We start from the raw sequence: 19,571 nt of genomic DNA on the forward strand, positions 1-19,571 counted from the left end.
CGATAGGGTGAAATAAAAGTGAAGTTAAAAGACTTATACTCATTTTTAAAAAAAGATTTACAGCAAATAGAAGATCAGCTCGCGGTGTCGGTTAGTTCTGACCAGCCTATGATTCATACAGCAGGCATGGAGTTATTAAAAGCAGGGGGAAAAAGAATCCGCCCTGTATTTGTTCTGCTTTCCGCTCAGTTTGGTACATATAACATCAACCATGTAAAAAAGCCTGCAGCAGCATTAGAGTTAATCCACATGGCCTCTCTTGTCCATGATGATGTTGTAGATGATGCTGACATGAGAAGAGGAAGAGAGACGGTAAAGGCAAAGTATGATAGTAAAATCGCCATGTACACGGGTGATTATATTTTTGCTTCTGCTCTAAAGTTAATGACGGATATCGATATTCCACGTGCACATCAGATTCTGGCCCAAGGAATGAAAGAGATGTGTCTAGGCGAGATAGAACAGATTAACGAACAATTTGATACCGATCAGAACATAAGAAAATATTTTAAGCGGATCAAACGTAAGACGGCATTGCTGATTGCTTTAAGCTGTCAATTAGGAGCGATCACATCAAAAGCGGATGTTTCCCTTCAGAAAATGCTATATGAGTTTGGCTATTGTGTTGGAATGGCTTTTCAGATTACGGATGATATCTTAGACTTTACAGCATCAGAAAAACAGCTTGGAAAACCTGCAGGAAGTGATTTAAAGCAAGGAAACATAACACTTCCGGCTTTATTCACGATCTGCGAATATCCTGAAGTTAAAGAAAAGCTGAATCTGTATTATCAAAATAAAGATTCTGAGCTGCTTGCAGAGCTATTAAAAGATATTAAAAGACTTGGCGGAATTGAGTATGCCTCCCGAATCTCCGAAAAGTACCTGAATCGTGCTAAAAAGGCGGCACGGTCTTTACCTGATACGGATGCAAGAGACAGCTTGCTGAAAGTAGCAGATTATATTGCTGGCCGGAAATTTTGAGCCATTGCTAATTTTTAAAATTTTTGGTACGATTTCTCTGGGGAACTTGTCCCACATATACTATACATAGATGATAGGAGAGGGAATACATGGAAAAAACGTTTTTAATGGTTAAACCAGATGGCGTTCAACGTGCGTTAATCGGAGAAATCGTATCCCGTTTTGAAAAGAAAGGTTTTCAGCTAGTTGGTGCGAAACTAATGAACATTTCTGAGGATCTTGCAAAAGAACATTATGGTGAGCACAAAGAGCGTCCGTTCTTTGGAGAGCTTGTAGATTTTATTACTTCTGGACCTGTATTTGCAATGGTTTGGGAAGGTAAAGACGTTATCTTAACTGCTCGTAACATGATGGGCAAAACGAACCCTGCTGAAGCAGCTCCTGGTTCAATCCGCGGTGATTATGCAGTACAAGTAAGCAACAATATCATCCACGGTTCAGATTCTGCTGAAAGCGCAGAGCGCGAAATCGGATTATTCTTTAAAGAAGAAGAACTAGTTTCTTACGATAAAGCTGTTTCTGTTTGGATTTAATTTTTTTATGTAAAAATGAAAGCGTTTTAGCCGGCCGTTGCGCCGGTTTTTTATTTATCAGACTTTTGTCACAAACCCCTGTAGTTATTAGAAGTGTTGCTTTCCGCTCCAGGTACTCGCTTTCCGCGGGGCGAGCGGTGAGCCTTCCCGGCGCTTTGCGCCATTGGAAGTCTCACCTGTGCCGCTTCAGAGAAGTATTCTTGCTCCTGCGTCTACAAGTAAATGCTATCGAAGTGAGCCTCCTCGTCGCATGCCTAGCGAGAAGCTTTTCATGTGGCAGGCACGCACCTTGCACTCCAATCAACTTATCAATGAAGTGAACAAAAATTAATCTTAGGCAACAATCTTTTAGAAATGTTCTTTTATGAAGAAAGTTTAAAGTCAGCCGATATAAGGGATATGAATCGTGAACAAAGCAGCATATGACTAGCGGGAGAGAAATATATGGACTTGGACTACGAAGGATTTAAAAAGAACATTTTGCTAAAGACGGGAATTGATCTTTCAAAATATAAAGAAGCACAAATGAAACGGCGGCTGATCGCGTTAAGAGAAAAGAGATCTTTCGATTCCTTTTCTGACTATTATAAGTCGTTATCAAATGACAGAAATATGCTGGAAGAATTTTTAGACAGAATGACAATCAATGTTTCTGAGTTCTATAGAAATCCTTCTCGCTGGGAAGTGCTTGAACAAAAAATCTTGCCGAGGCTCTTAGATGATCGTTTATCTTTAAAAGTATGGAGTGCAGCATGTTCGACAGGGGAAGAGCCATATACGCTTTCGATGATGCTTTCTGAATTTAAAGGGATCACCAACTTTTCTATTTTGGCGACAGATTTAGATGAACAAGTTTTAGAACACGCAAAAAACGGTTTTTACTTTGAAAAAGCTGTGCAAGATGTCCCAAATGTGAAAAAAAAGCGTTATTTTTCAATGCAGGAACTCGGTTTAAAAGTAAGTGACGACATAAAAAAACATGTAACATTCAGAAAACAAAACCTTCTTTCCGATCCATTCGGGAAAGACTTTGATTTAATCGTCTGCCGGAATGTGATGATTTATTTCACAGAAGAAGCAAAAGCTGTTTTATATGAAAAATTCAGTAAAGCACTGCGTCCAGGTGGAGTATTATTTGTAGGAAGCACCGAACAGATCTTTAATCCTGGTTTGTACGGATTAGAATCAGAGGAACCATTTTTTTACAGAAAAAAATAAATAATTTATTATATGGATTTCAATTTCTTATAGTTGACAGATTAAAATGAATGGTTTAATGTAACTGATAAGTTTAGAGCAATAGTTTAGAGTATTTAGAGCTTAGTTGAGACAAGTTGAGAGAGTTTGAGTGGAGCAGAGCCGAGAATGGAAACGTACATATGCCATGCGGGTTATTTCTGCATGGCTTTTTTGTATCCTTTTTATTAAGGAGTACGTGGTCCATAAATGAATCGTCCTCTTATAAACCCCCTCACTCTCCGTAATCTGCGGAGGTGTACTTTATGATATTATCCTTTCATAACCCGCCTTGAACGATTGTTTTTTCTCATAGCAGAACAAAACAAAACGTTTAAAGGGGTGTTCTTATGATTCAATCACTTAATAAAAAATTAGTAAAAAATGAAACGATGACAGAGAATGAAGCCTTTTATTTTATGGAAAGCCTCGTTAATGGACGAGTTACTGATGCAGAAGCCATTTCTATTCTTAGTATAATGAGCTATCGCGGTGAGACCGCTGAAGAAATCACAGGTTTTGTAAAGGCGATTCGAAAACTTTCAAAACAGGTCAGCAGAAAATGCTCAGATGAAATTATGGATACATGCGGAACGGGCGGGGATGGAGCATCCACCTTTAATATATCTACTGCAGTCAGCATCATCTTGTCTTCTCTTGGCATCAAAGTAGCAAAGCATGGCAATAAAGCCGTCACATCCAAAAGCGGAAGTTCTGATGTATTAGAAGCTCTAGGAATTAAAGTGGCAACAAACAGTTATGAAGCAAATTTGCAGTTAAATAAACATGACATTGCATTTTTACATGCACCTTATTTTCATCCATCATTGAAAAAAGTCGCTCACATAAGGCGGCAGCTATCTTTTAGGACTATTTTTAATATAATTGGTCCGTTAGTAAACCCGATGTCGCCATCCTATCAGCTGATTGGTGTAAGTGATGAAAATGCTGCTGCAGCGATGGCAGAAGCTATTAAAATACTCGGTATTAAGAAAGCACTTTTAGTCACAGGGAAAGATGGGCTGGATGAATGCTCGATTACCGGGGAAACAAAAATGTTTTTAGTTGAAAACGGAGAAATTGCGGACTTTTCATATACACCTGAAGAAGCTGGGCTGAAAAGAGGTTCATTAAAAGATATTACTGTAAATGATAAGCAAGAAAGTGCAGAATTAATTATTTCAATATTAAAAGGTCAAGGAAATGAATCAGCAAAAAATATCGTGATCCTAAATGCGGCAGCAGCATTATTTGCATCCAACCGTGTTAATAGAATCAGGGAAGGCGTTGAAGTGATAGAGAACTGCCTGAGATCAGGCAAAGCATATAAACATCTATTATCAATTAATAAAGAGGAGGAGAAAGCTCTTGTTAACTAAAATAATCCAGCATAAAGAAAAAGAGATCGATGTTCTTCCTCCGATCACGAGATCAGCGAATTTAAATTTTATTGAAAAAGACCATCGTCCCTTTGCTTTGAATCTGCTTAGATCTGAAAATAAGCCAGCATTGATTGCTGAAGTGAAGAAAGCTTCACCATCCAAAGGAATTATTAAAGAAAATTTTAATCCTGTAAGCATTGCTAAAGAGTATGAAGAGGCTGGAGCAGCTTGCTTATCGGTTCTAACAGATACTGAGTTCTTTCAGGGAAGCCTTAAATATTTAAAAGAAATTCGAAAGCATGTTTCCATTCCGTTGCTAAGAAAAGATTTTATAATCGATGAAAGGCAAATTATTGAGAGTGTTGAACATGGAGCAGATGCAATATTGCTGATTGCAGCTTGCTTAACGAAAGAAAAGTTAAAAGCACTTCATAAATTTGCAGAAGAATGCGGTCTTGAGTGCTTAGTAGAAGTCCACACGAAAGAGGAGATTGATCAAGTCTATGAAGTTTGTAACCCTTTGATGATCGGCATAAACAACCGTGACTTAAAAAACTTTACTACTAGCATCAATCACACCTTTTCGCTGCTTCCCTATATAAAAAAAGAAACAATAGTGATCAGTGAAAGCGGAATTAAATCGGGTACTGATGTGAAAAGTCTCTCAGATCATGGTGTGAACGGAATGCTGATAGGGGAATCACTTATGCGTGCTGCTTCTATTGAAAAGAAAATAACGGAGATCTATGGTAATGTACGTTAAATATTGCGGCTGCCAGTCAGAGGATGACTACAAGCTTCTTTCTTCATCTAGAGCTGATATTATTGGATTTGTTTTTGCTGAAAGCAAAAGAAAGGTAACCCCTGAAGAAGTCTCGTCATGGGTTGGTTTCCATGAAAAACGAAAACTTTTAGCAGGTGTATTTCAGAACAGTTCAATAGAAGAGATGGTTTCGGCGGCAAAAGAAGTTCCGCTTGATATTATCCAATGCCATGGAAATGAATCGGTTAGTACGATTATTAATCTGAAGAAACGTACAAAAAAGCTAGTCTATAAAGCAATTCCTTATAGTGACACGATCTCTGAACAGATTGCTGTATATGCAAAGTATGCGGATGCAATTGTAGTTGACTCTGTATCGAAAGGGCAATTTGGAGGTACTGGGATTTCGTTTTCCTGGACTCAGGTGCCGGCAATCTTAAAAGAGGCAAAAAAAGAAAATGTTCCATGTTTTATAGCAGGCGGGATCAATCCGGAAAACATCAATTCCTTGCTAGATTTTAATCCATATGGGGTTGATCTTAGCGGAGGCATAGAATACGAGGGGAAAAAAAGCAGTCAACGGATAAAAGAACTGGAAAGGATGATTTCACATGTCAGCACAAATCGTACCTGATCACCGAGGAAGATATGGTGACTTTGGCGGAAAATATGTACCTGAAACAATCATGTTTGCACTTGAAGAACTTGAAGAAGCATTTGAAGAAGCTATGAAAGACAAGGAGTTTCAGGAGCAATTTCAAAACGAACTTGCTGTTTATTCAGGAAGACCAACTCCTCTAACCTTAGCTGAACGATTGAGTGAGGTTAATGGAGGTGCAAAGATCTATCTGAAACGTGAAGATCTTAATCACACAGGGGCTCATAAAATAAATAATGCCATCGGACAAGCACTCTTAGCGGTTAGGATGGGCAAGAAAAAAATCATTGCTGAAACAGGAGCAGGACAGCATGGAGTTGCCGCAGCGACCGTAGCCGCTAAATATGGCCTTTCCTGCAAAGTATATATGGGAAAAGAGGATATAAGAAGGCAGGCGTTGAATGTTTTTCGTATGAAACTTCTAGGTGCAGAAGTAATCGAGGTAACTAGCGGAAGTCAAACGCTAAAAGACGCTACTAATGAAGCGATCAGGGAATGGGTGGCATCTGTTGAAGATACGTTTTATCTTATCGGTTCAGCTGTCGGTCCGCATCCTTATCCTAAAATGGTGAAGAATTTTCAGCAGGTAATCGGTTTTGAAACGATGGATCAGTTTACCCGGGAAAATGACGGGACCTTACCAGACGCAGTTGTTGCGTGTGTCGGCGGAGGTAGTAATGCCATCGGAATGTTTGCACCATTTATCCAAAAAGATGTTCCTCTTTTTGGTATAGAAGCTGCAGGGAAAGGAATAGAAACGAATCAGCATGCAGCTACATTATCAAAGGGGACAAACGGCGTGATACATGGATCCCTTACAAAACTGCTCCAATCAGAAGAAGGGCAGATTACAGAGCCTTATTCGATTTCTGCAGGATTGGACTATCCAGGAATCGGTCCTGAACATGCTTATCTTCATGAAACCGGAAGGGTAAAGTATGAAGCTGTAACCGACCAAGAATCTTTAGAAGCATTAAAGTCTCTATGCTTGAATGAAGGCATCCTATGTGCGCTAGAGAGTGCCCATGCGGTAGCGTACAGCCTTAAACTTGCAAAGAATATGAACAAAGATGAAGCAGTAGTAGTCTGCCTATCGGGCAGAGGGGACAAGGATGTTCATACACTCATGGAAAAAGCCGAAGGAGGGAATCAGCATGAATAAGAGATGGACAGCTTTTCAAAATTCGGCTGATTATCGATTCGTTCCTTATATAATGGCAGGAGACCCGTGTGAAGAGGCTACAATAGAACTTTCTTTAGCATTAGAAGATTGCGGTGCAGCAGCCTTGGAACTTGGCGTACCCTATTCAGATCCTCTGGCTGACGGACCGGTTATCCAGCGGGCAGGCATGAGGGGATTAAAGCAGAAAATGAACCTGGAGAAAACGATTAATCTCGTCTCAAAGCTGCGGGAAAAAGGCTTGAAGATTCCCATAATCATCTTTACTTATTATAATCTTTTGTTACAATTAGGAGAAAATCGCTTCATGACGCTAGCAGAAGAATGTGGCGTTGACGGCATTTTAGTGCCAGATCTTCCTTATGAAGAAAGCTCTTACCTAAAAGAAATGTGCTCAGCTCATCACCTCGCTTTGATCTCATTAGTAGCTCCGACTACACATAAAGAAAAGCTTAAAAAACTTTCAAAAGAAGCAGAAGGTTTTTTATATTGCATTTCTTCACTTGGAGTGACTGGAGTCAGAAGTGAATTCCGTGATGGATTGAACGATTTTCTAAGAGCTGCTAAAGAAAATGCTGCTGTTCCTGTTTTAGTAGGATTTGGATTGTCGAAAAGAAATCAAATCGAACAATTCGAAGGAACAAGTGATGGATTTATCGTAGGAAGCGCCATCGTTAAGAAGATTGAATCGCTGGAGAATGAGCTTATTAATAACAGAGAAGAAGCTATTAGAGAGTTTAAACAGTATGTAGAATCGTTGCTGCCTGTTTATAGCCGTTAAAAAAGGAGTGGGAAAATGCAGCCGAAAGATCAGTTGTTATCATTACAGCCATACAAACCAGGTAAACCCGTTGAGGAAGTAAAGCGTGAGTTAGGATTAGAAAAAATAGTCAAACTCGCTTCCAATGAGAATCCATATGGATGTTCTAAATTAGCCAAAGATAAGATAACAGAAGAACTTTCAAATCTTCAAGTTTATCCGGATGGATATGCAGCTGAGATTAGAGAAAAATTATCTGGTTATTTAGGAGTAAAACAAGAACAGCTTATTTTTGGAAATGGTTCAGATGAAGTTGTTCAAATTCTTTCCCGAGCTTATTTATCTCCTGAAACAAACACCGTAATGGCTGCTCCCACTTTTCCTCAATACCGCCACAATGCAGTAATTGAAGGAGCAGAAATAAGAGAGGTGCCGTTAATTAACGGCAACCATGATTTAGATTCAATGCTTGAAGAAATTGATCACCAGACAAAGATCGTATGGCTTTGTAATCCGAACAATCCTACGGGGAACTATATACCCGAAAATGATTTTGTTCAATTTATGAAAAAGGTTCCTTCTGATGTCATTGTGGTTAGTGATGAAGCATACTTCGAATATGTTTCGGCAAATGATTATCCTAATACCATTGATTATTTAAAGAATTATCCTAATCTGGTAATTCTGCGTACGTTTTCTAAAGCACATGGACTAGCTGCGCTGCGAATAGGATACGGTATAGCCGATAGAGCTATTATTAAAGGCATTGAGCCTGCCCGAGAACCATTTAATACATCAAGGCTTGCTCAAGCAGCAGCATTAGGCGCACTGGAGGACGAGGGTTTTATCACTGAGTGTAGACAAAAGAACAGGGAGGGCCTCGAACTCTTCTATTCTTTCTGTGAAAGAAAAGACCTTCTTTTCTACCCTTCAGAGGCTAATTTTATATTGCTTGATGTAAAATCGGACGCGGATTCAGCTTTTAATTATCTGTTAAAGAAAGGCTATATTGTCCGTTCAGGAAGTGCGCTCGGTTTTCCAACAATGATTCGAATCACAATAGGTGAAGAAGAACATAACAAAGAAATAATTGGACATCTCGAAGCTTATATAGAATCCCTTGTGGAAAGTGTGAACTGATTTTTCAGCCCGATATCGATCAGATACTCGGGCTATTTTCATAATTTTCAAAAAAGTATTGCATTTTCAGAATACTCTATTTATAATGTAGTTAATATGGTTTCTCTCCACTCCTATCCATATTATTCTTTCCTGACAACGCTTACATGTCAGGACTTTTTTTGTTTATTTTTCCTCAATTTATTTAAAGCTCTTTTCTTAGGGTTGTTGTATTTGGTTATTTTGTTTTTTCTACATGGACTAGTTGGTTGGAGTGGAAGGTGCGAGACTCCTGCGGGACGAGCGGTCAGGTGAGACCCTTAATGGTGCAAAGCAGCAAGGGGCTCACCGCACGCCCCGCGGAAAGCGAAGCAACCTGGTGCGGAAATCAACTACTTACAAGAGCTAAAAAGTTTGCAAAAACAGCCTTTAGAAATAAGCCTCCTTTTATCATATATTTTATAATAGAATCATAGCTTGTCTTAAAGAGATAAAAGGAGGCGAGCTATGCGGTATATTATTGAGCGCCCTTTAGAATCGCTTGGTACAAATACAGTACTTTCTTATCTTGTAGATTCTCAAAAAATATCATATGTATCACAAGGGCCTCTTAGAATGAATGTCATGAGAATGTCGATGCATGGTTTTAAGATGATACCCGGTCATATTACGCCGCTAATGTCTATCAATAAAATGACCGTTGAGGATGTTAGGAAATGGACAGTTGAGAAAACACAGCGCGGCACAACTACATTATTAACTTCAGCCAGGATCGACTATCTCCACGAAGCTGAACACGAATTAAAAAGAACCCGGCACCTGCTTATATCAAGTTCAATCGATTATTGCATCGGTCTCTCTCTATCACCAGAAAAAATCACGCCAAATATCGTCCGTTATTGTAAACAGAAAATGATCCCTTTTATTGAGTTGATCTGTGATGATTTCAGTCAGCTGACACGCGTAGTATGGGAAAGGATCAGAGAAGCTAATTTTCCGTATGGTACTGTCATCTTTCCGAAATTTCCTTTAGATATAGAAGATAAGAAGAAAAAAATATGGCACAAAAAATGGAACGATCTTTCAGCTAAGATGCAGATACCCACTCTTTATAAGGAATTGAGCGAAGATGAGCCGCTTCCGCTTCCCTTTTTAAAGATGCTCGGAATATATCCTCAAAAAGGCGGACTATTCTCTGGCAGTGATGCAGATTATTGTTTGATCTCAACAGAAGGCTTTGAAGAAAAGATTAGGTCAGTAATTGTAAGAGGTACTATCGTCTATTCTGATAAAAATATAGAAAAGAAACAGGGTTATGGAAAACAAATTATTATAACTCAGCCCCGTCGTTTTGGAGAATCTTCTATTTCTCGTGTATAATAGGCACAAGAAAACATGGGATAAAGGGGTTTTATGTATTGAACACAATCCAAGATGCGATTAGACTCGTAGTACATGGAGATGTAGAAAAAGGCATGTCTCTATTAGAAGAATTAGCACAAAATGCAAACGATGCAGAACAATTTGAGATTGCTGAAGTATATCTGGATTGGGGACACACTTCAAAAGCTATGAACATGCTAAAAAACTTGCTGAAGAAATACCCTGGAGACGGAGAGCTTCTTGTATCCATTGCTGAATGCTGTTTGGATGAAGGTATGGATGAAGAAGCAATAAATTATTTAGAGCAGGTTGATAAGAATGACGATGAGTATTTAAGGGCATTAATTCTTCAAGCAGACCTTTATGAAGGAATGGGTTTAACTGAAGTTGCAGAACGAAAATTAAAGGACGCACAACAAAAAGATACCGAACACCCTATACTTTCATATGCATTGGGAGATTTTTATTTAAGACAAGGAAAGTTCGATTCAAGTCTGCCGCTTTTTCAAAAAGCCACAGATAATAATGCTGAAATCGAAGATCTTCCATTAAAATATGCAGAGGCATTGAGCCGTTCGGGAAAATTTGAGGAATCACTTCCGTTATACAGAAAAGGACTTGACCATCATAAAGATTTATATAGCTTGTTTGGTTATGGAGTTACTGCTTTTAAAGCAGGTGAATTTAAAGAAGCCATTTCAGCTCTAGAAGAATTGAAAGATATGGATCCGGATTATACGACATTATACAGCGTTCTTTCTGAATCTTATGAGGAAGAAGGAGCATTGGATGAGGCGTACCAAGTTATACAAGATGGCTTGAAAAGAGATGAACATAATGAAAATATATACTTGCAGGCTGCAAGACTCGCTTATAAGATGCATAACCCAGATCAAGGTGAAGAATGGGTAAAGAAAGCACTCGAATTAAATCCTGCCCTTATTGAGCCTCTGCTGCGCTTAGGTGATCAATATTTACGCGAGGAGAGATTTGAAGATATTATAAGCCTCTACAAGCCGCTTACGGAAACAAAAGAAGAAATTCCTCTTATGTATTGGCATCTTGCCACCGCTAATAAAGAAACAGAAGATTTTAAAGAAGCTTTAATATGGTATGAAAAAGCTGCACATCTTTTTCAGGATGATCCCGTGTTTTTAGAAGAATATGCTTATTATTTATTAGAAGAAGGTAAACAGGAAGAAGCTAAAAATATAATGAAGATTTTGCTTACAATGAATCCTGAAAGAGCGGATATTGAGGATGTTTTAAACAGATTGGAAGAATTTTAAAACTTTCTGAAGCAAAGAAGGATTTTAAAAGCAATGAGAGAATATAAATATTATAAATAAGACGTGTTTTTGAATGATGGGGGGATTGCAATGAGCAGCACCGTTTCGGTCCTTGAAAAGAAGGATTTTATCAAATGGTTCCTTAATCATTATCAGTTAAAGAAGCGCGAATGTGTTTGGCTTTTAAATTATTTAGTCAGTGATGACCAGCTGATGGAAAAAGTTCATTTTGTTGAAAAAGCAGAGTATTGTCCTAAAGCTATTATCATGTCTACTCAATGTACAGATGGTGTTCCATTCCGTTTTTACAAACAAAATGTTTTAACAACGGATGCAGAAAAGTCTTTCCATGATATTCGTTTAAATCAGGAAGAAGAAATTTATTTGGAGCTCAACTTTAATGCTTCGAGACTTACACCTGAGTATGCCTCAGTACTTGAAGAGAACCCGCACCTGCCTCAAAATATGTCAATGGACAAAAAGTACGGCATATGGGCTGAGATGATTCTCGAAAAGTCTATTGAAACTTACCGTAAAAACGATATTATGGCTAAGATCGATGAAGCATTAGATCAAAAAGATTATGATAGTTTTACCAAGTGGACAACAGAGCTTAAGAATCTTGAAAAACAGCCATCTTAAATGTAAAAGGATGACTCAAATATTGAGTCATCCTTTTTTTTGTGTTTATCTACGGCCAAAATTAAAGGAGCAGATTTGGAACAATGCTGTTCATTATGCCTTCAATCTGTCTGAATCCAAAAGTCTACTCCCTTAATCCACGAGTTTTTGCCAATATCCACAAGTCGGCGTTCACAGTAAAATTTCGACAATTCTCAAGCATATTTTACATAGAATAACGTTAAAACCAGCAGAGTTGTGGTACGATATAGAACAGAATAAGGAATAGCATAAGGAGACATAATTATGAGATGGAAGACCAGTGATGCAGATGTATTTTTAAAGTCTGGGGAATATGTTGATAGTCTGTTAATCCCGTTAACCCCGATCGATTTCAAACAAGATTTTAAGAGCAGTGTCACGATGGGGGAATATACCGAGATGCTTTGCGGCGAAATTGAACGGCAGCTGCACGGAAGGATGTTTTTAGCTCCTAATTTTACATATGTTAAAGAACATTCACCAATCGATCAATTAAAAAGTTTGCTAGAACATACTAAAGCCTCCGGACACTTTAAACATATCTTTTTGATGACTAGTGATGTGTATTGGAAGGAATTTGAACATACTATTACAGGGCAGCTTTTTTGGGTTCCTGCACTGCCTCTGGAAAGTATGGATGAAAAATATAGGCTGGAAGTTATTAAAGAACAAGTGAAACCGCTTTTTCAGCTCATCTTTAATGATTGGCAGCGCGGGATAAATTCATGATAAATACGTCATGTTCATATTGACAGTAAAAGACAACTTAAGCTATCATGTTTATGTCCTAGTAATATGTGTGTAAAAGTCCGGAGGGACCGTTATTTACAGCATAAGGGGGGGAAAACAATGTCAAAGGAAGATATTTCAAGACGTCAGTTCTTAAACTACACATTAACTGGCGTTGGCGGATTTATGGCTGCCGGCATGCTTATGCCAATGGTCCGTTTCGCCCTTGATCCGATTTTAAAAGAGGGTTCTGATCAAAAATTGGTAGCGGTTACGAGTATAGAAGAGCTATCGAACGAACCGAAGCGTTTCGACTTTAAAATCAAACAAAAAGATGGCTGGTACGAGTCTGATGTCACTCAATCTGCCTGGGTTTATAAAGCGAAGAACGGTGATGTTATCGCACTTTCTCCAATCTGTAAACACTTAGGCTGTACAGTAGACTGGAACACAGATCCATCACACCCTAATCAGTTTTTCTGTCCTTGCCACTTAGGGCGCTATACGAAGGATGGAACAAACGTAAAGGGTACTGCACCTCTTGCACCGCTTGATGTATATGACAGCCAGGTGAAAGATGGGAAGCTTTACTTAGGAAAGGCAAAACCAAGAAAGGGGGCGTAATGAATGCTACAAAAGATTTATGACTGGGTAGATGAGCGCCTGGATATTACGCCGCTTTGGAGAGACGTTGCAGACCATGAGGTACCTGAACACGTAAACCCCGCACATCATTTCTCTGCGTTTGTTTACTGTTTCGGCGGATTAACTTTCTTTATCACAGTTATTCAAATTCTATCAGGTATGTTCTTAACAATGTATTATGTACCTGATATCGTGAATGCTTGGGAATCCGTTTATTACCTGCAAAATGAAGTGGCATTTGGAGTTATCGTACGCGGAATGCACCACTGGGGCGCAAGCCTTGTTATCGTAATGATGTTCTTACATACATTGCGCGTATTCTTCCAGGGAGCTTATAAAAAGCCAAGAGAATTAAACTGGGTTGTCGGAGTACTTATTTTCTTTGTTATGTTAGGTTTAGGTTTTACAGGATATCTATTGCCTTGGGACATGAAAGCGCTATTTGCGACAAAAGTAGGGATTGAGATTGCTATGACAATTCCTGTTGTTGGTCCAATCGCTAAAACATTCCTTGCCGGCGGAGAGATTATTGGAGCACAGACGCTTACGCGATTCTTTGCGATTCACGTATTCTTCCTTCCTGCAGCATTGTTAGGCTTAATGGGTGCCCACTTCTTAATGATCCGTAAACAAGGTATTTCCGGACCGTTGTAAAAAACAGCAATGATTTAAAAGTTTCATGAGAGCAAAGGAGGGAAATATATGCATCGCGGTAAAGGAATGAAGTTTGTCGGAGACTCTCGTGTTCCTGCTGAACGCAAACCGAATATACCGAAAGACTATTCGGAGTTCCCGGGAAAAACAGAAGCATTCTGGCCAAACTTTCTTTTAAAAGAGTGGATGGTTGGTGCCGTTTTCTTAATCGGTTACCTAGTATTGACTATCGTTCATGAATCTCCTTTGGAGAAAAAAGCTGATCCTACCGATGCCGGATATATTCCTCTACCAGACTGGTACTTCTTATTTTTATACCAGCTCTTGAAGTACAAGTATGCGGCAGGGGATTATGTTCTAATTGGTACAGTAATTATTCCTGGTCTGGCATTTGGTGCTTTAATGTTAGCGCCGTTCCTAGATACAGGATTGGAGAGACGTCCTTCTAAACGTCCGATTGCAACTGGATTAATGCTTTTAGGTTTGATTTCCATTACATATTTAACATGGGAATCCGTTGTGACTCATGATTGGGAAAAAGCGAAGACTCAAGGTAAGATTGTTGATGTAAGCTTTGACCAAAATGATCCAGGATATCAGATCTACCAGAAACAGAGCTGTGTTGGCTGTCATGGTAACACCTTAACAGGTGGTGCTTCTGGTCCATCATTGATCGGAACAGGTTTAAAACCTGAAGAAATCATGAAAATCGCTAAAGAAGGTAAGCCGCCAGGCATGCCGCCAAACGCGTTTAAAGGATCAGATGAAGAGCTTAAAAAGCTAGCTGAATTCATCTCAAAACTTGAAAAGAAATAATGTAAAAAGCCGGCTCGGTATGGGCCGGCTTTTTTTCTAAAAGTAAAGGAGTATAATTATGTCGTGGATTTTCACAATCATCAAAGAACGATGGTTTCTAATGACTCTTCTGCTGGTAAATATCCTGGGCACGATTTACGGTTATTACTGGTACTACTATCAGCTGATTGAAACTCCGTGGTATTTTCTTCCGTTCGTTCCGGACAGCCCGACAGCATCACTGTTCTTTGTGTTAGTTCTAATAGGTTTTTTGCTAAAACAGCAAAATGGCCTTTTTGAAGCACTCGCAGCGGCATCGTTATTTAAATATGGAATCTGGGCGGTAGGGATGAACTTAGGCGGAGCTTTTGTCGGAACTCCCTTGGATATCGTTAATTATATGCTTATATTCTCTCATCTCGGAATGGCTGTACAGGGGCTTTTGTATGCACCATTTTATAGAATAAAAGTATGGCATGCAGGTGCAGCTGCTTTATGGCTGTTTCATAACGAGATCGTAGATTATGTATTTGGAATGATGCCAAGATATCCTGTTTTAGCTCCTTATCAAGACTTAATCGGCTATCTTACATTCTGGCTTTCTGTACTATCTGTGGTTCTTGTCTGGCGAATGAGAAAGTGCTAGCCTTTTCTTTATTGCCTTAAATTAGGTCTAACCTTGTCCCAGCTCTCATACTTTTTAGTATAAGGGTACAGGAGGGACAACGGATGAAAAGGGTAGGATGGGCAGTATTGATTTTTTGTATCGTTTCTTTAGCTGCGATGCCTGTATATGCATCGAATCATACAACTATAAAAGATTGGTCAGAGATTAATGAGCTTACGAGTGAAATATGGGAACTAGGTAAAGTTGAAAGATATAATGAGGCGGCAGATGTCCTGGAATTCACCTCGGAAAATATCACCCATATTGAAGATGTGCTATCGTTAAGACCAGATCAGCAGCGTCTCGTAGACTATACATTCTCGGATGCAATAACATCTCTGCAGAATCCAGAATGGACGAAAGAGAAGAAGCTAAACAAACTCACTGAAGTCCGTCTCCTTGTTGATGCCTTGCAAACCAATTATGAACCGTTATGGAAAAAAACCGGTTTGATGATGCTCGAACCGTTTATTACGATGGAAAAAGAAATCGGTGATCAAAATTCAACAGCGTTTCATCAAGCAGCCAATCTCCTATTAGAACGATATGAAACAGTTAGACCTGCTTTGATGGTTGATTTAAGTCCCGATAAGATTGAAAAATTGGATGAACATGTTTCCTATGTAGATGCCAACAGAAATAAAATTTTGACAAATGCCGAATATCAGAAACAACTTGAAGCAGCTGCAGCAGACTTTGAAGCTCTTTTTTTCGCTAAAAATGATAATTCAGAGCCTTCGCTGTTTTGGCTTATCTTTTCAATAGGCGGAATTATTTCATCGACATTATTTTATGTTGGCTGGAGAAAATATAAGGGTGATAAAGAAGAAGAGCTTCGAGTTCCTGGAAAGAGATAACCCTGATGCGAATTCTTTGACAAGTAATGGTTTTAAAACGTAAAATGTTCCTAACAAAAGCTTTTTATATGGAGGAATGCAAAAAATGGGTGGATTTTTAATCTACTTCGCTATTTTGCTCATTGTTCCCATTTGGGCGCAAATGAGAGTAAAAAGTACGTACAAGAAGTATTCAAAGGTAGCTAACAGCACTGGTAAAACGGGTGCGGAAGTAGCAAGACAGATTTTAGATGAAAATGGGCTGTATAATGTTCAAGTAGAACCTGTCAGAGGAATGCTTTCCGATCACTATGATCCTCGCAGCAAAGTAGTTCGTTTATCTGAAGATAACTATTATGGAAATTCGATTGCAGGTGCTGCTGTTGCAGCCCACGAAGTAGGCCATGCTATTCAAGATGCTGAAGGTTATGCCTTCCTGCGTTTCAGACACGCACTTGTACCTGTTGCCAACATCGGATCGAACTTTTCATTCTTATTGATATTAGGCGGAATTTTCTTTCAAGCAACAAACCTGTTCTTGCTGGGAATTATCTTCATGTCAGCCGCTGTATTGTTCCAGTTCGTAACATTGCCTGTTGAGTTTAATGCAAGCTCTCGTGCGATGGACCAAATCGTATCAACTGGTATGATTCGCAACAATGAAGAACGCGGAGCTCGAAGAGTATTAAACGCTGCAGCATTAACATATGTTGCTGGCGCATTAGTTGCATTACTGGAATTAGCCCGATTTATATTCATGTTCTTAGGAATGAACCAAGACGACTAATGAAAACTCCCGATTTCTTGGGAGTTTTTTTTATTTTCCTATTGGATTCTTATCCGCATCGAGAGTGAAACCTTCTCCGATTACCTCATGAACATCATTTACAGTTACAAAGGCATGTGGATCTATTCTTTCGATAACTTGCTTTAAACGAACGATTTCGTTCTTCGCAATTACACAATACAGAACTTCACGAAGCTGCCCGGTAAATGTTCCTTTACCATTCAATAATGTTGCACCCCGGTCCAGTTCCTTCATAATATTCGCAGCAATTTCAGCGTTTTTTTCTGAAACAACCATCACTGCTTTCCCGGCGTAAGCTCCTTCTTGCATAAAATCAATCACACGTGCTCCAATAAATACAGCAACAAGAGTATACATAGCTTCACGATAATTTAAGTAAACAAGTGATATGGCGATAACCATAAAATCGAAAATAAACATGGTTTTACCCATACTCCAGCCTAAGAATTTATGTCCTAGCCGTGCTATAATATCTACTCCTCCGGTTGTTCCCCCATAGCGGAATATGATTCCGAGGCCGACGCCAATAAATACACCGGCGAACAGAGCAGCGAGTGTCATATCTTCTTTCAGGTCTATCATAATTGAAGAATATCTCTGAAATATAAATAAGAAGACAGATACTGCAACAGTCCCAATCACTGTATAAATGAATGAATTTCTGCCAAGCAGCTTCCACCCTACAAAGAATAATGGAATGTTCAAAGCAAGGTTAGAATACGAAGGATCAATTGAAAATAAAAAATAGAGAATAAGGGTGATCCCAGTAAAACCGCCTTCTGCTAAATTGTTCGTCATATTAATATGAACAATTCCAAAAGAGAAAATAGCAGAACCAAATAGGATGAAAAGAATATTTTTTAGTTTGATAGGATAAATCATATAATGCCTCTTTTCTGTCTAAATCGAGTTGTTTCTTTAGACTTTTATCTAAAGATGATGCTTTTAAGAAGATTATGAAGTACCTTCATTGAAAAGTTGATTGGAGCGCAAGGTGCGTGCCTACCACATGAGAAGCTTCTCGCTAGGCATGCGACGAGGAAGCTCACGTCGGTAGCATTTACTTGTAAACGCAGGAGCAAGAGTACTTCCATGAAGCGGTCAGGTGGAGACTCCTAATGTCGCAAAGCGACGGATGGGCTCACCGCACGCCCCGCGGAAAGCGAGCATCCTGGAGCGGAAATCAACTACTTCCAACAGCAACAAAGTTTATAAAAACAGCCTTTTCTTTAAAACACGCCTTCCTATTATAATCAAAATTTCATGAAATTTGTCAAACATAAAAAATACCGATAACATAAAGGTGGAACTAAAAAGATAAGGAGGGTCACCATCATGGCCAACCGTACTTTAAAAGAAAGTCAGGACGTTGTAGATCAATACATATCACAGTTTAAAGAAGGCTACTTCAGCCCTCTTGCAATGCTTGCCAGATTGACAGAGGAGCTTGGTGAACTTGCTCGTGAGGTTAATCACCATTATGGCGAAAAACCGAAAAAGTCATCAGAAGATGCGAAGACAGTAGAAGAAGAACTTGGAGATATGTTCTTTGTTTTAATATGCCTTGCGAATTCCCTTAATATAGATTTGGATGAAGCACTAAGTACAGTAATGAATAAATTTCAAACACGGGATAAAGACAGATGGACACGTATTGATGAAGGAGAGAGAAACAATGGATAAAATAAAAATTATTTTAGCAGGTCCCCGCGGAAAAATGGGTACAGAAGCGTTAAGGATGATTGAAGCTGCATCTCATTTCGAACTGGCAGCTGCCGTGGACTCTAAAAATGACGGTTTTCAAGTGAAAGATCTGCAAGGGGCTCCTATTTCTATGGAAGCACCTGTTTACGATGATTTAGAACGATGTATTCAGTCGGTGGAAGCAGATGTATTAGTCGACCTGACTCGCCCCGATATTGGTAAAAAACACCTTGAAATCGCCCTTAACCACGGATTAAGAACGGTGATCGGCACGACTGGTTTTTCAAATGAGGATCTCGAGAGGCTGACAGAGCTCGCACAAGAAAAGGATACAGGTGCTATAATCGCACCAAACTTTGCGATAGGTGCTATCTTGATGATGAAATTTTCACAGATGGCTGCCAAGTATCTTCCGGATGTCGAGATTATCGAGAAGCATCATGATCAAAAGCTTGATGCCCCATCTGGAACTGCTTTAAAAACAGCGCAGCTTATTACTGAAGTTCGAGAGGAAAAAAGGCAGGGACACCCAGATGAAAAAGAAGATCTGGAAGGGGCAAGAGGTGCAGAGCTGCAAGGGATCCGGATTCATAGTGTGAGATTGCCAGGACTTGTAGCTCACCAAGAAGTTATGTTTGGCGGTGAAGGACAGCTGTTGACTATTCGCCATGATTCTATGAACAGAGCATCTTTCATGCCGGGAGTTAAAATGGCTGTAGAAAGTGTAATGAACATCGAAGGCCTTGTGTATGGTCTTGAAAATATTATGGAATAAGAGGTGTA

General features: G+C 39.2%; 22 protein-coding genes. 21 read left to right on the plus strand and 1 reads right to left on the minus strand.

All coding sequences use genetic code 11. From position 1 onward, the window contains the following. Positions 1 to 18 precede the first annotated feature (18 nt). The 19 genes from hepT to ACFW35_RS08400 all read left to right on the plus strand — a co-directional run bounded on the left by hepT (position 19) and on the right by ACFW35_RS08400 (position 17,063). Positions 19 to 984 (plus strand): heptaprenyl diphosphate synthase component II, encoded by a 966-nt coding sequence (gene hepT / locus ACFW35_RS08310; RefSeq protein WP_379845001.1) that lies wholly within the window; start codon positions 19 to 21, stop codon positions 982 to 984. An 89-nt stretch (positions 985 to 1,073) separates the two neighbouring features. Further along, on the plus strand, positions 1,074 to 1,517 hold the full coding sequence (gene ndk, locus ACFW35_RS08315; protein WP_066290459.1) for a nucleoside-diphosphate kinase: 444 nt from the start codon (positions 1,074 to 1,076) through the stop codon (positions 1,515 to 1,517). 444 nt (positions 1,518 to 1,961) lie between these two features. After that, positions 1,962 to 2,735, plus strand: coding sequence for a CheR family methyltransferase (locus tag ACFW35_RS08320; protein ID WP_379845002.1), 774 nt, complete (start codon positions 1,962 to 1,964; stop codon positions 2,733 to 2,735). Positions 2,736 to 3,103: 368 nt separating this feature from the next. Then, complete coding sequence (trpD, locus tag ACFW35_RS08325) at positions 3,104 to 4,132, plus strand: anthranilate phosphoribosyltransferase (RefSeq protein WP_379845004.1); 1,029 nt, start codon at positions 3,104 to 3,106, stop codon at positions 4,130 to 4,132. Continuing rightward, positions 4,122 to 4,898, plus strand: a complete 777-nt coding sequence (trpC, locus tag ACFW35_RS08330) for an indole-3-glycerol phosphate synthase TrpC (RefSeq protein WP_379845006.1) — start codon at positions 4,122 to 4,124, stop codon at positions 4,896 to 4,898. Before trpD ends, trpC begins: the two co-directional genes overlap by 11 nt. Continuing rightward, positions 4,888 to 5,532 (plus strand): phosphoribosylanthranilate isomerase, encoded by a 645-nt coding sequence (locus ACFW35_RS08335; protein WP_379845008.1) that lies wholly within the window; start codon positions 4,888 to 4,890, stop codon positions 5,530 to 5,532. The genes trpC and ACFW35_RS08335 overlap by 11 nt, the downstream gene beginning before the upstream one ends. Continuing rightward, on the plus strand, positions 5,510 to 6,718 hold the full coding sequence (gene trpB / locus ACFW35_RS08340; RefSeq protein WP_379845009.1) for a tryptophan synthase subunit beta: 1,209 nt from the start codon (positions 5,510 to 5,512) through the stop codon (positions 6,716 to 6,718). The genes ACFW35_RS08335 and trpB overlap by 23 nt, the downstream gene beginning before the upstream one ends. After that, positions 6,711 to 7,517, plus strand: coding sequence for a tryptophan synthase subunit alpha (gene trpA / locus ACFW35_RS08345; protein ID WP_379845011.1), 807 nt, complete (start codon positions 6,711 to 6,713; stop codon positions 7,515 to 7,517). Before trpB ends, trpA begins: the two co-directional genes overlap by 8 nt. Positions 7,518 to 7,532: 15 nt before the next feature. Then, positions 7,533 to 8,636, plus strand: a complete 1,104-nt coding sequence (hisC, locus tag ACFW35_RS08350) for a histidinol-phosphate transaminase (RefSeq protein ID WP_379845013.1) — start codon at positions 7,533 to 7,535, stop codon at positions 8,634 to 8,636. Between the two features lie 486 nt (positions 8,637 to 9,122). After that, on the plus strand, positions 9,123 to 9,995 hold the full coding sequence (locus ACFW35_RS08355; RefSeq protein ID WP_379845014.1) for a hypothetical protein: 873 nt from the start codon (positions 9,123 to 9,125) through the stop codon (positions 9,993 to 9,995). A 38-nt stretch (positions 9,996 to 10,033) separates the two neighbouring features. Then, the gene (locus ACFW35_RS08360) at positions 10,034 to 11,287 is read left to right on the plus strand and encodes a tetratricopeptide repeat protein (RefSeq protein WP_379845015.1); all 1,254 of its coding nucleotides are present in this window, start codon (positions 10,034 to 10,036) and stop codon (positions 11,285 to 11,287) included. A gap of 90 nt (positions 11,288 to 11,377) precedes the next feature. Next, a complete protein-coding gene (locus ACFW35_RS08365; RefSeq protein WP_066290437.1) occupies positions 11,378 to 11,929 on the plus strand; it encodes a ReoY family proteolytic degradation factor in 552 nt (183 codons plus the stop codon). Positions 11,930 to 12,214: 285 nt separating this feature from the next. After that, entirely contained in the window at positions 12,215 to 12,679 is a 465-nt protein-coding gene (locus ACFW35_RS08370; RefSeq protein ID WP_379834457.1) for a YpiF family protein, read from the plus strand. A gap of 120 nt (positions 12,680 to 12,799) precedes the next feature. Continuing rightward, positions 12,800 to 13,303 (plus strand): ubiquinol-cytochrome c reductase iron-sulfur subunit, encoded by a 504-nt coding sequence (locus tag ACFW35_RS08375; RefSeq protein WP_379834455.1) that lies wholly within the window; start codon positions 12,800 to 12,802, stop codon positions 13,301 to 13,303. A gap of 3 nt (positions 13,304 to 13,306) precedes the next feature. After that, entirely contained in the window at positions 13,307 to 13,978 is a 672-nt protein-coding gene (qcrB, locus tag ACFW35_RS08380) for a menaquinol-cytochrome c reductase cytochrome b subunit (protein WP_066241815.1), read from the plus strand. A 48-nt stretch (positions 13,979 to 14,026) separates the two neighbouring features. Next, positions 14,027 to 14,794: a menaquinol-cytochrome c reductase cytochrome b/c subunit gene (locus tag ACFW35_RS08385; RefSeq protein WP_379845017.1), complete on the plus strand. Its 768-nt coding sequence runs from the start codon at positions 14,027 to 14,029 to the stop codon at positions 14,792 to 14,794. A 58-nt stretch (positions 14,795 to 14,852) separates the two neighbouring features. Further along, positions 14,853 to 15,419, plus strand: a complete 567-nt coding sequence (locus ACFW35_RS08390; RefSeq protein WP_379845018.1) for a DUF1405 domain-containing protein — start codon at positions 14,853 to 14,855, stop codon at positions 15,417 to 15,419. A gap of 83 nt (positions 15,420 to 15,502) precedes the next feature. Further along, entirely contained in the window at positions 15,503 to 16,297 is a 795-nt protein-coding gene (locus ACFW35_RS08395) for a sporulation protein YpjB (RefSeq protein ID WP_379845020.1), read from the plus strand. A gap of 85 nt (positions 16,298 to 16,382) precedes the next feature. Further along, a complete protein-coding gene (locus ACFW35_RS08400; protein WP_066290419.1) occupies positions 16,383 to 17,063 on the plus strand; it encodes a zinc metallopeptidase in 681 nt (226 codons plus the stop codon). A 30-nt stretch (positions 17,064 to 17,093) separates the two neighbouring features. On the opposite strand, the gene ACFW35_RS08405 is transcribed toward ACFW35_RS08400, so the two are convergent. After that, positions 17,094 to 17,966 carry a YitT family protein gene (locus ACFW35_RS08405; RefSeq protein WP_379845021.1) on the minus strand — a complete coding sequence of 291 codons (873 nt, stop codon included), beginning with the start codon at positions 17,964 to 17,966 and terminating at the stop codon, positions 17,094 to 17,096. Between the two features lie 453 nt (positions 17,967 to 18,419). Here ACFW35_RS08405 and ACFW35_RS08410 point away from each other — a divergent pair, with 453 nt between their 5' ends. After that, the gene (locus ACFW35_RS08410) at positions 18,420 to 18,767 is read left to right on the plus strand and encodes a nucleotide pyrophosphohydrolase (protein ID WP_066290414.1); all 348 of its coding nucleotides are present in this window, start codon (positions 18,420 to 18,422) and stop codon (positions 18,765 to 18,767) included. After that, entirely contained in the window at positions 18,760 to 19,563 is an 804-nt protein-coding gene (gene dapB, locus ACFW35_RS08415) for a 4-hydroxy-tetrahydrodipicolinate reductase (protein WP_379845023.1), read from the plus strand. Before ACFW35_RS08410 ends, dapB begins: the two co-directional genes overlap by 8 nt. Positions 19,564 to 19,571: the final 8 nt, after the last annotated feature.

This window comes from Fictibacillus sp. NPDC058756 (assembly GCF_042746035.1).
Classification (GTDB): Bacteria; Bacillota; Bacilli; order Bacillales; family Fictibacillaceae; genus Fictibacillus.

What these genes read in the sequence shown, in the direction of transcription:
- ndk (WP_066290459.1), top strand. Translation starts at nt 1,074, where the DNA reads ATGGAAAAAACGTTTTTAATGGTTAAACCAGATGGCGTTCAACGTGCG.
- ACFW35_RS08320 (WP_379845002.1), top strand. Translation starts at nt 1,962, where the DNA reads ATGGACTTGGACTACGAAGGATTTAAAAAGAACATTTTGCTAAAGACG.
- trpD (WP_379845004.1), top strand. Translation starts at nt 3,104, where the DNA reads ATGATTCAATCACTTAATAAAAAATTAGTAAAAAATGAAACGATGACA.
- ACFW35_RS08335 (WP_379845008.1), top strand. Translation starts at nt 4,888, where the DNA reads ATGTACGTTAAATATTGCGGCTGCCAGTCAGAGGATGACTACAAGCTT.
- trpB (WP_379845009.1), top strand. Translation starts at nt 5,510, where the DNA reads ATGTCAGCACAAATCGTACCTGATCACCGAGGAAGATATGGTGACTTT.
- trpA (WP_379845011.1), top strand. Translation starts at nt 6,711, where the DNA reads ATGAATAAGAGATGGACAGCTTTTCAAAATTCGGCTGATTATCGATTC.
- hisC (WP_379845013.1), top strand. Translation starts at nt 7,533, where the DNA reads ATGCAGCCGAAAGATCAGTTGTTATCATTACAGCCATACAAACCAGGT.
- ACFW35_RS08355 (WP_379845014.1), top strand. Translation starts at nt 9,123, where the DNA reads ATGCGGTATATTATTGAGCGCCCTTTAGAATCGCTTGGTACAAATACA.
- ACFW35_RS08365 (WP_066290437.1), top strand. Translation starts at nt 11,378, where the DNA reads ATGAGCAGCACCGTTTCGGTCCTTGAAAAGAAGGATTTTATCAAATGG.
- ACFW35_RS08370 (WP_379834457.1), top strand. Translation starts at nt 12,215, where the DNA reads ATGAGATGGAAGACCAGTGATGCAGATGTATTTTTAAAGTCTGGGGAA.
- ACFW35_RS08375 (WP_379834455.1), top strand. Translation starts at nt 12,800, where the DNA reads ATGTCAAAGGAAGATATTTCAAGACGTCAGTTCTTAAACTACACATTA.
- qcrB (WP_066241815.1), top strand. Translation starts at nt 13,307, where the DNA reads ATGCTACAAAAGATTTATGACTGGGTAGATGAGCGCCTGGATATTACG.
- ACFW35_RS08385 (WP_379845017.1), top strand. Translation starts at nt 14,027, where the DNA reads ATGCATCGCGGTAAAGGAATGAAGTTTGTCGGAGACTCTCGTGTTCCT.
- ACFW35_RS08390 (WP_379845018.1), top strand. Translation starts at nt 14,853, where the DNA reads ATGTCGTGGATTTTCACAATCATCAAAGAACGATGGTTTCTAATGACT.
- ACFW35_RS08395 (WP_379845020.1), top strand. Translation starts at nt 15,503, where the DNA reads ATGAAAAGGGTAGGATGGGCAGTATTGATTTTTTGTATCGTTTCTTTA.
- ACFW35_RS08400 (WP_066290419.1), top strand. Translation starts at nt 16,383, where the DNA reads ATGGGTGGATTTTTAATCTACTTCGCTATTTTGCTCATTGTTCCCATT.
- ACFW35_RS08405 (WP_379845021.1), bottom strand. Translation starts at nt 17,966, where the DNA reads ATGATTTATCCTATCAAACTAAAAAATATTCTTTTCATCCTATTTGGT.
- ACFW35_RS08410 (WP_066290414.1), top strand. Translation starts at nt 18,420, where the DNA reads ATGGCCAACCGTACTTTAAAAGAAAGTCAGGACGTTGTAGATCAATAC.
- dapB (WP_379845023.1), top strand. Translation starts at nt 18,760, where the DNA reads ATGGATAAAATAAAAATTATTTTAGCAGGTCCCCGCGGAAAAATGGGT.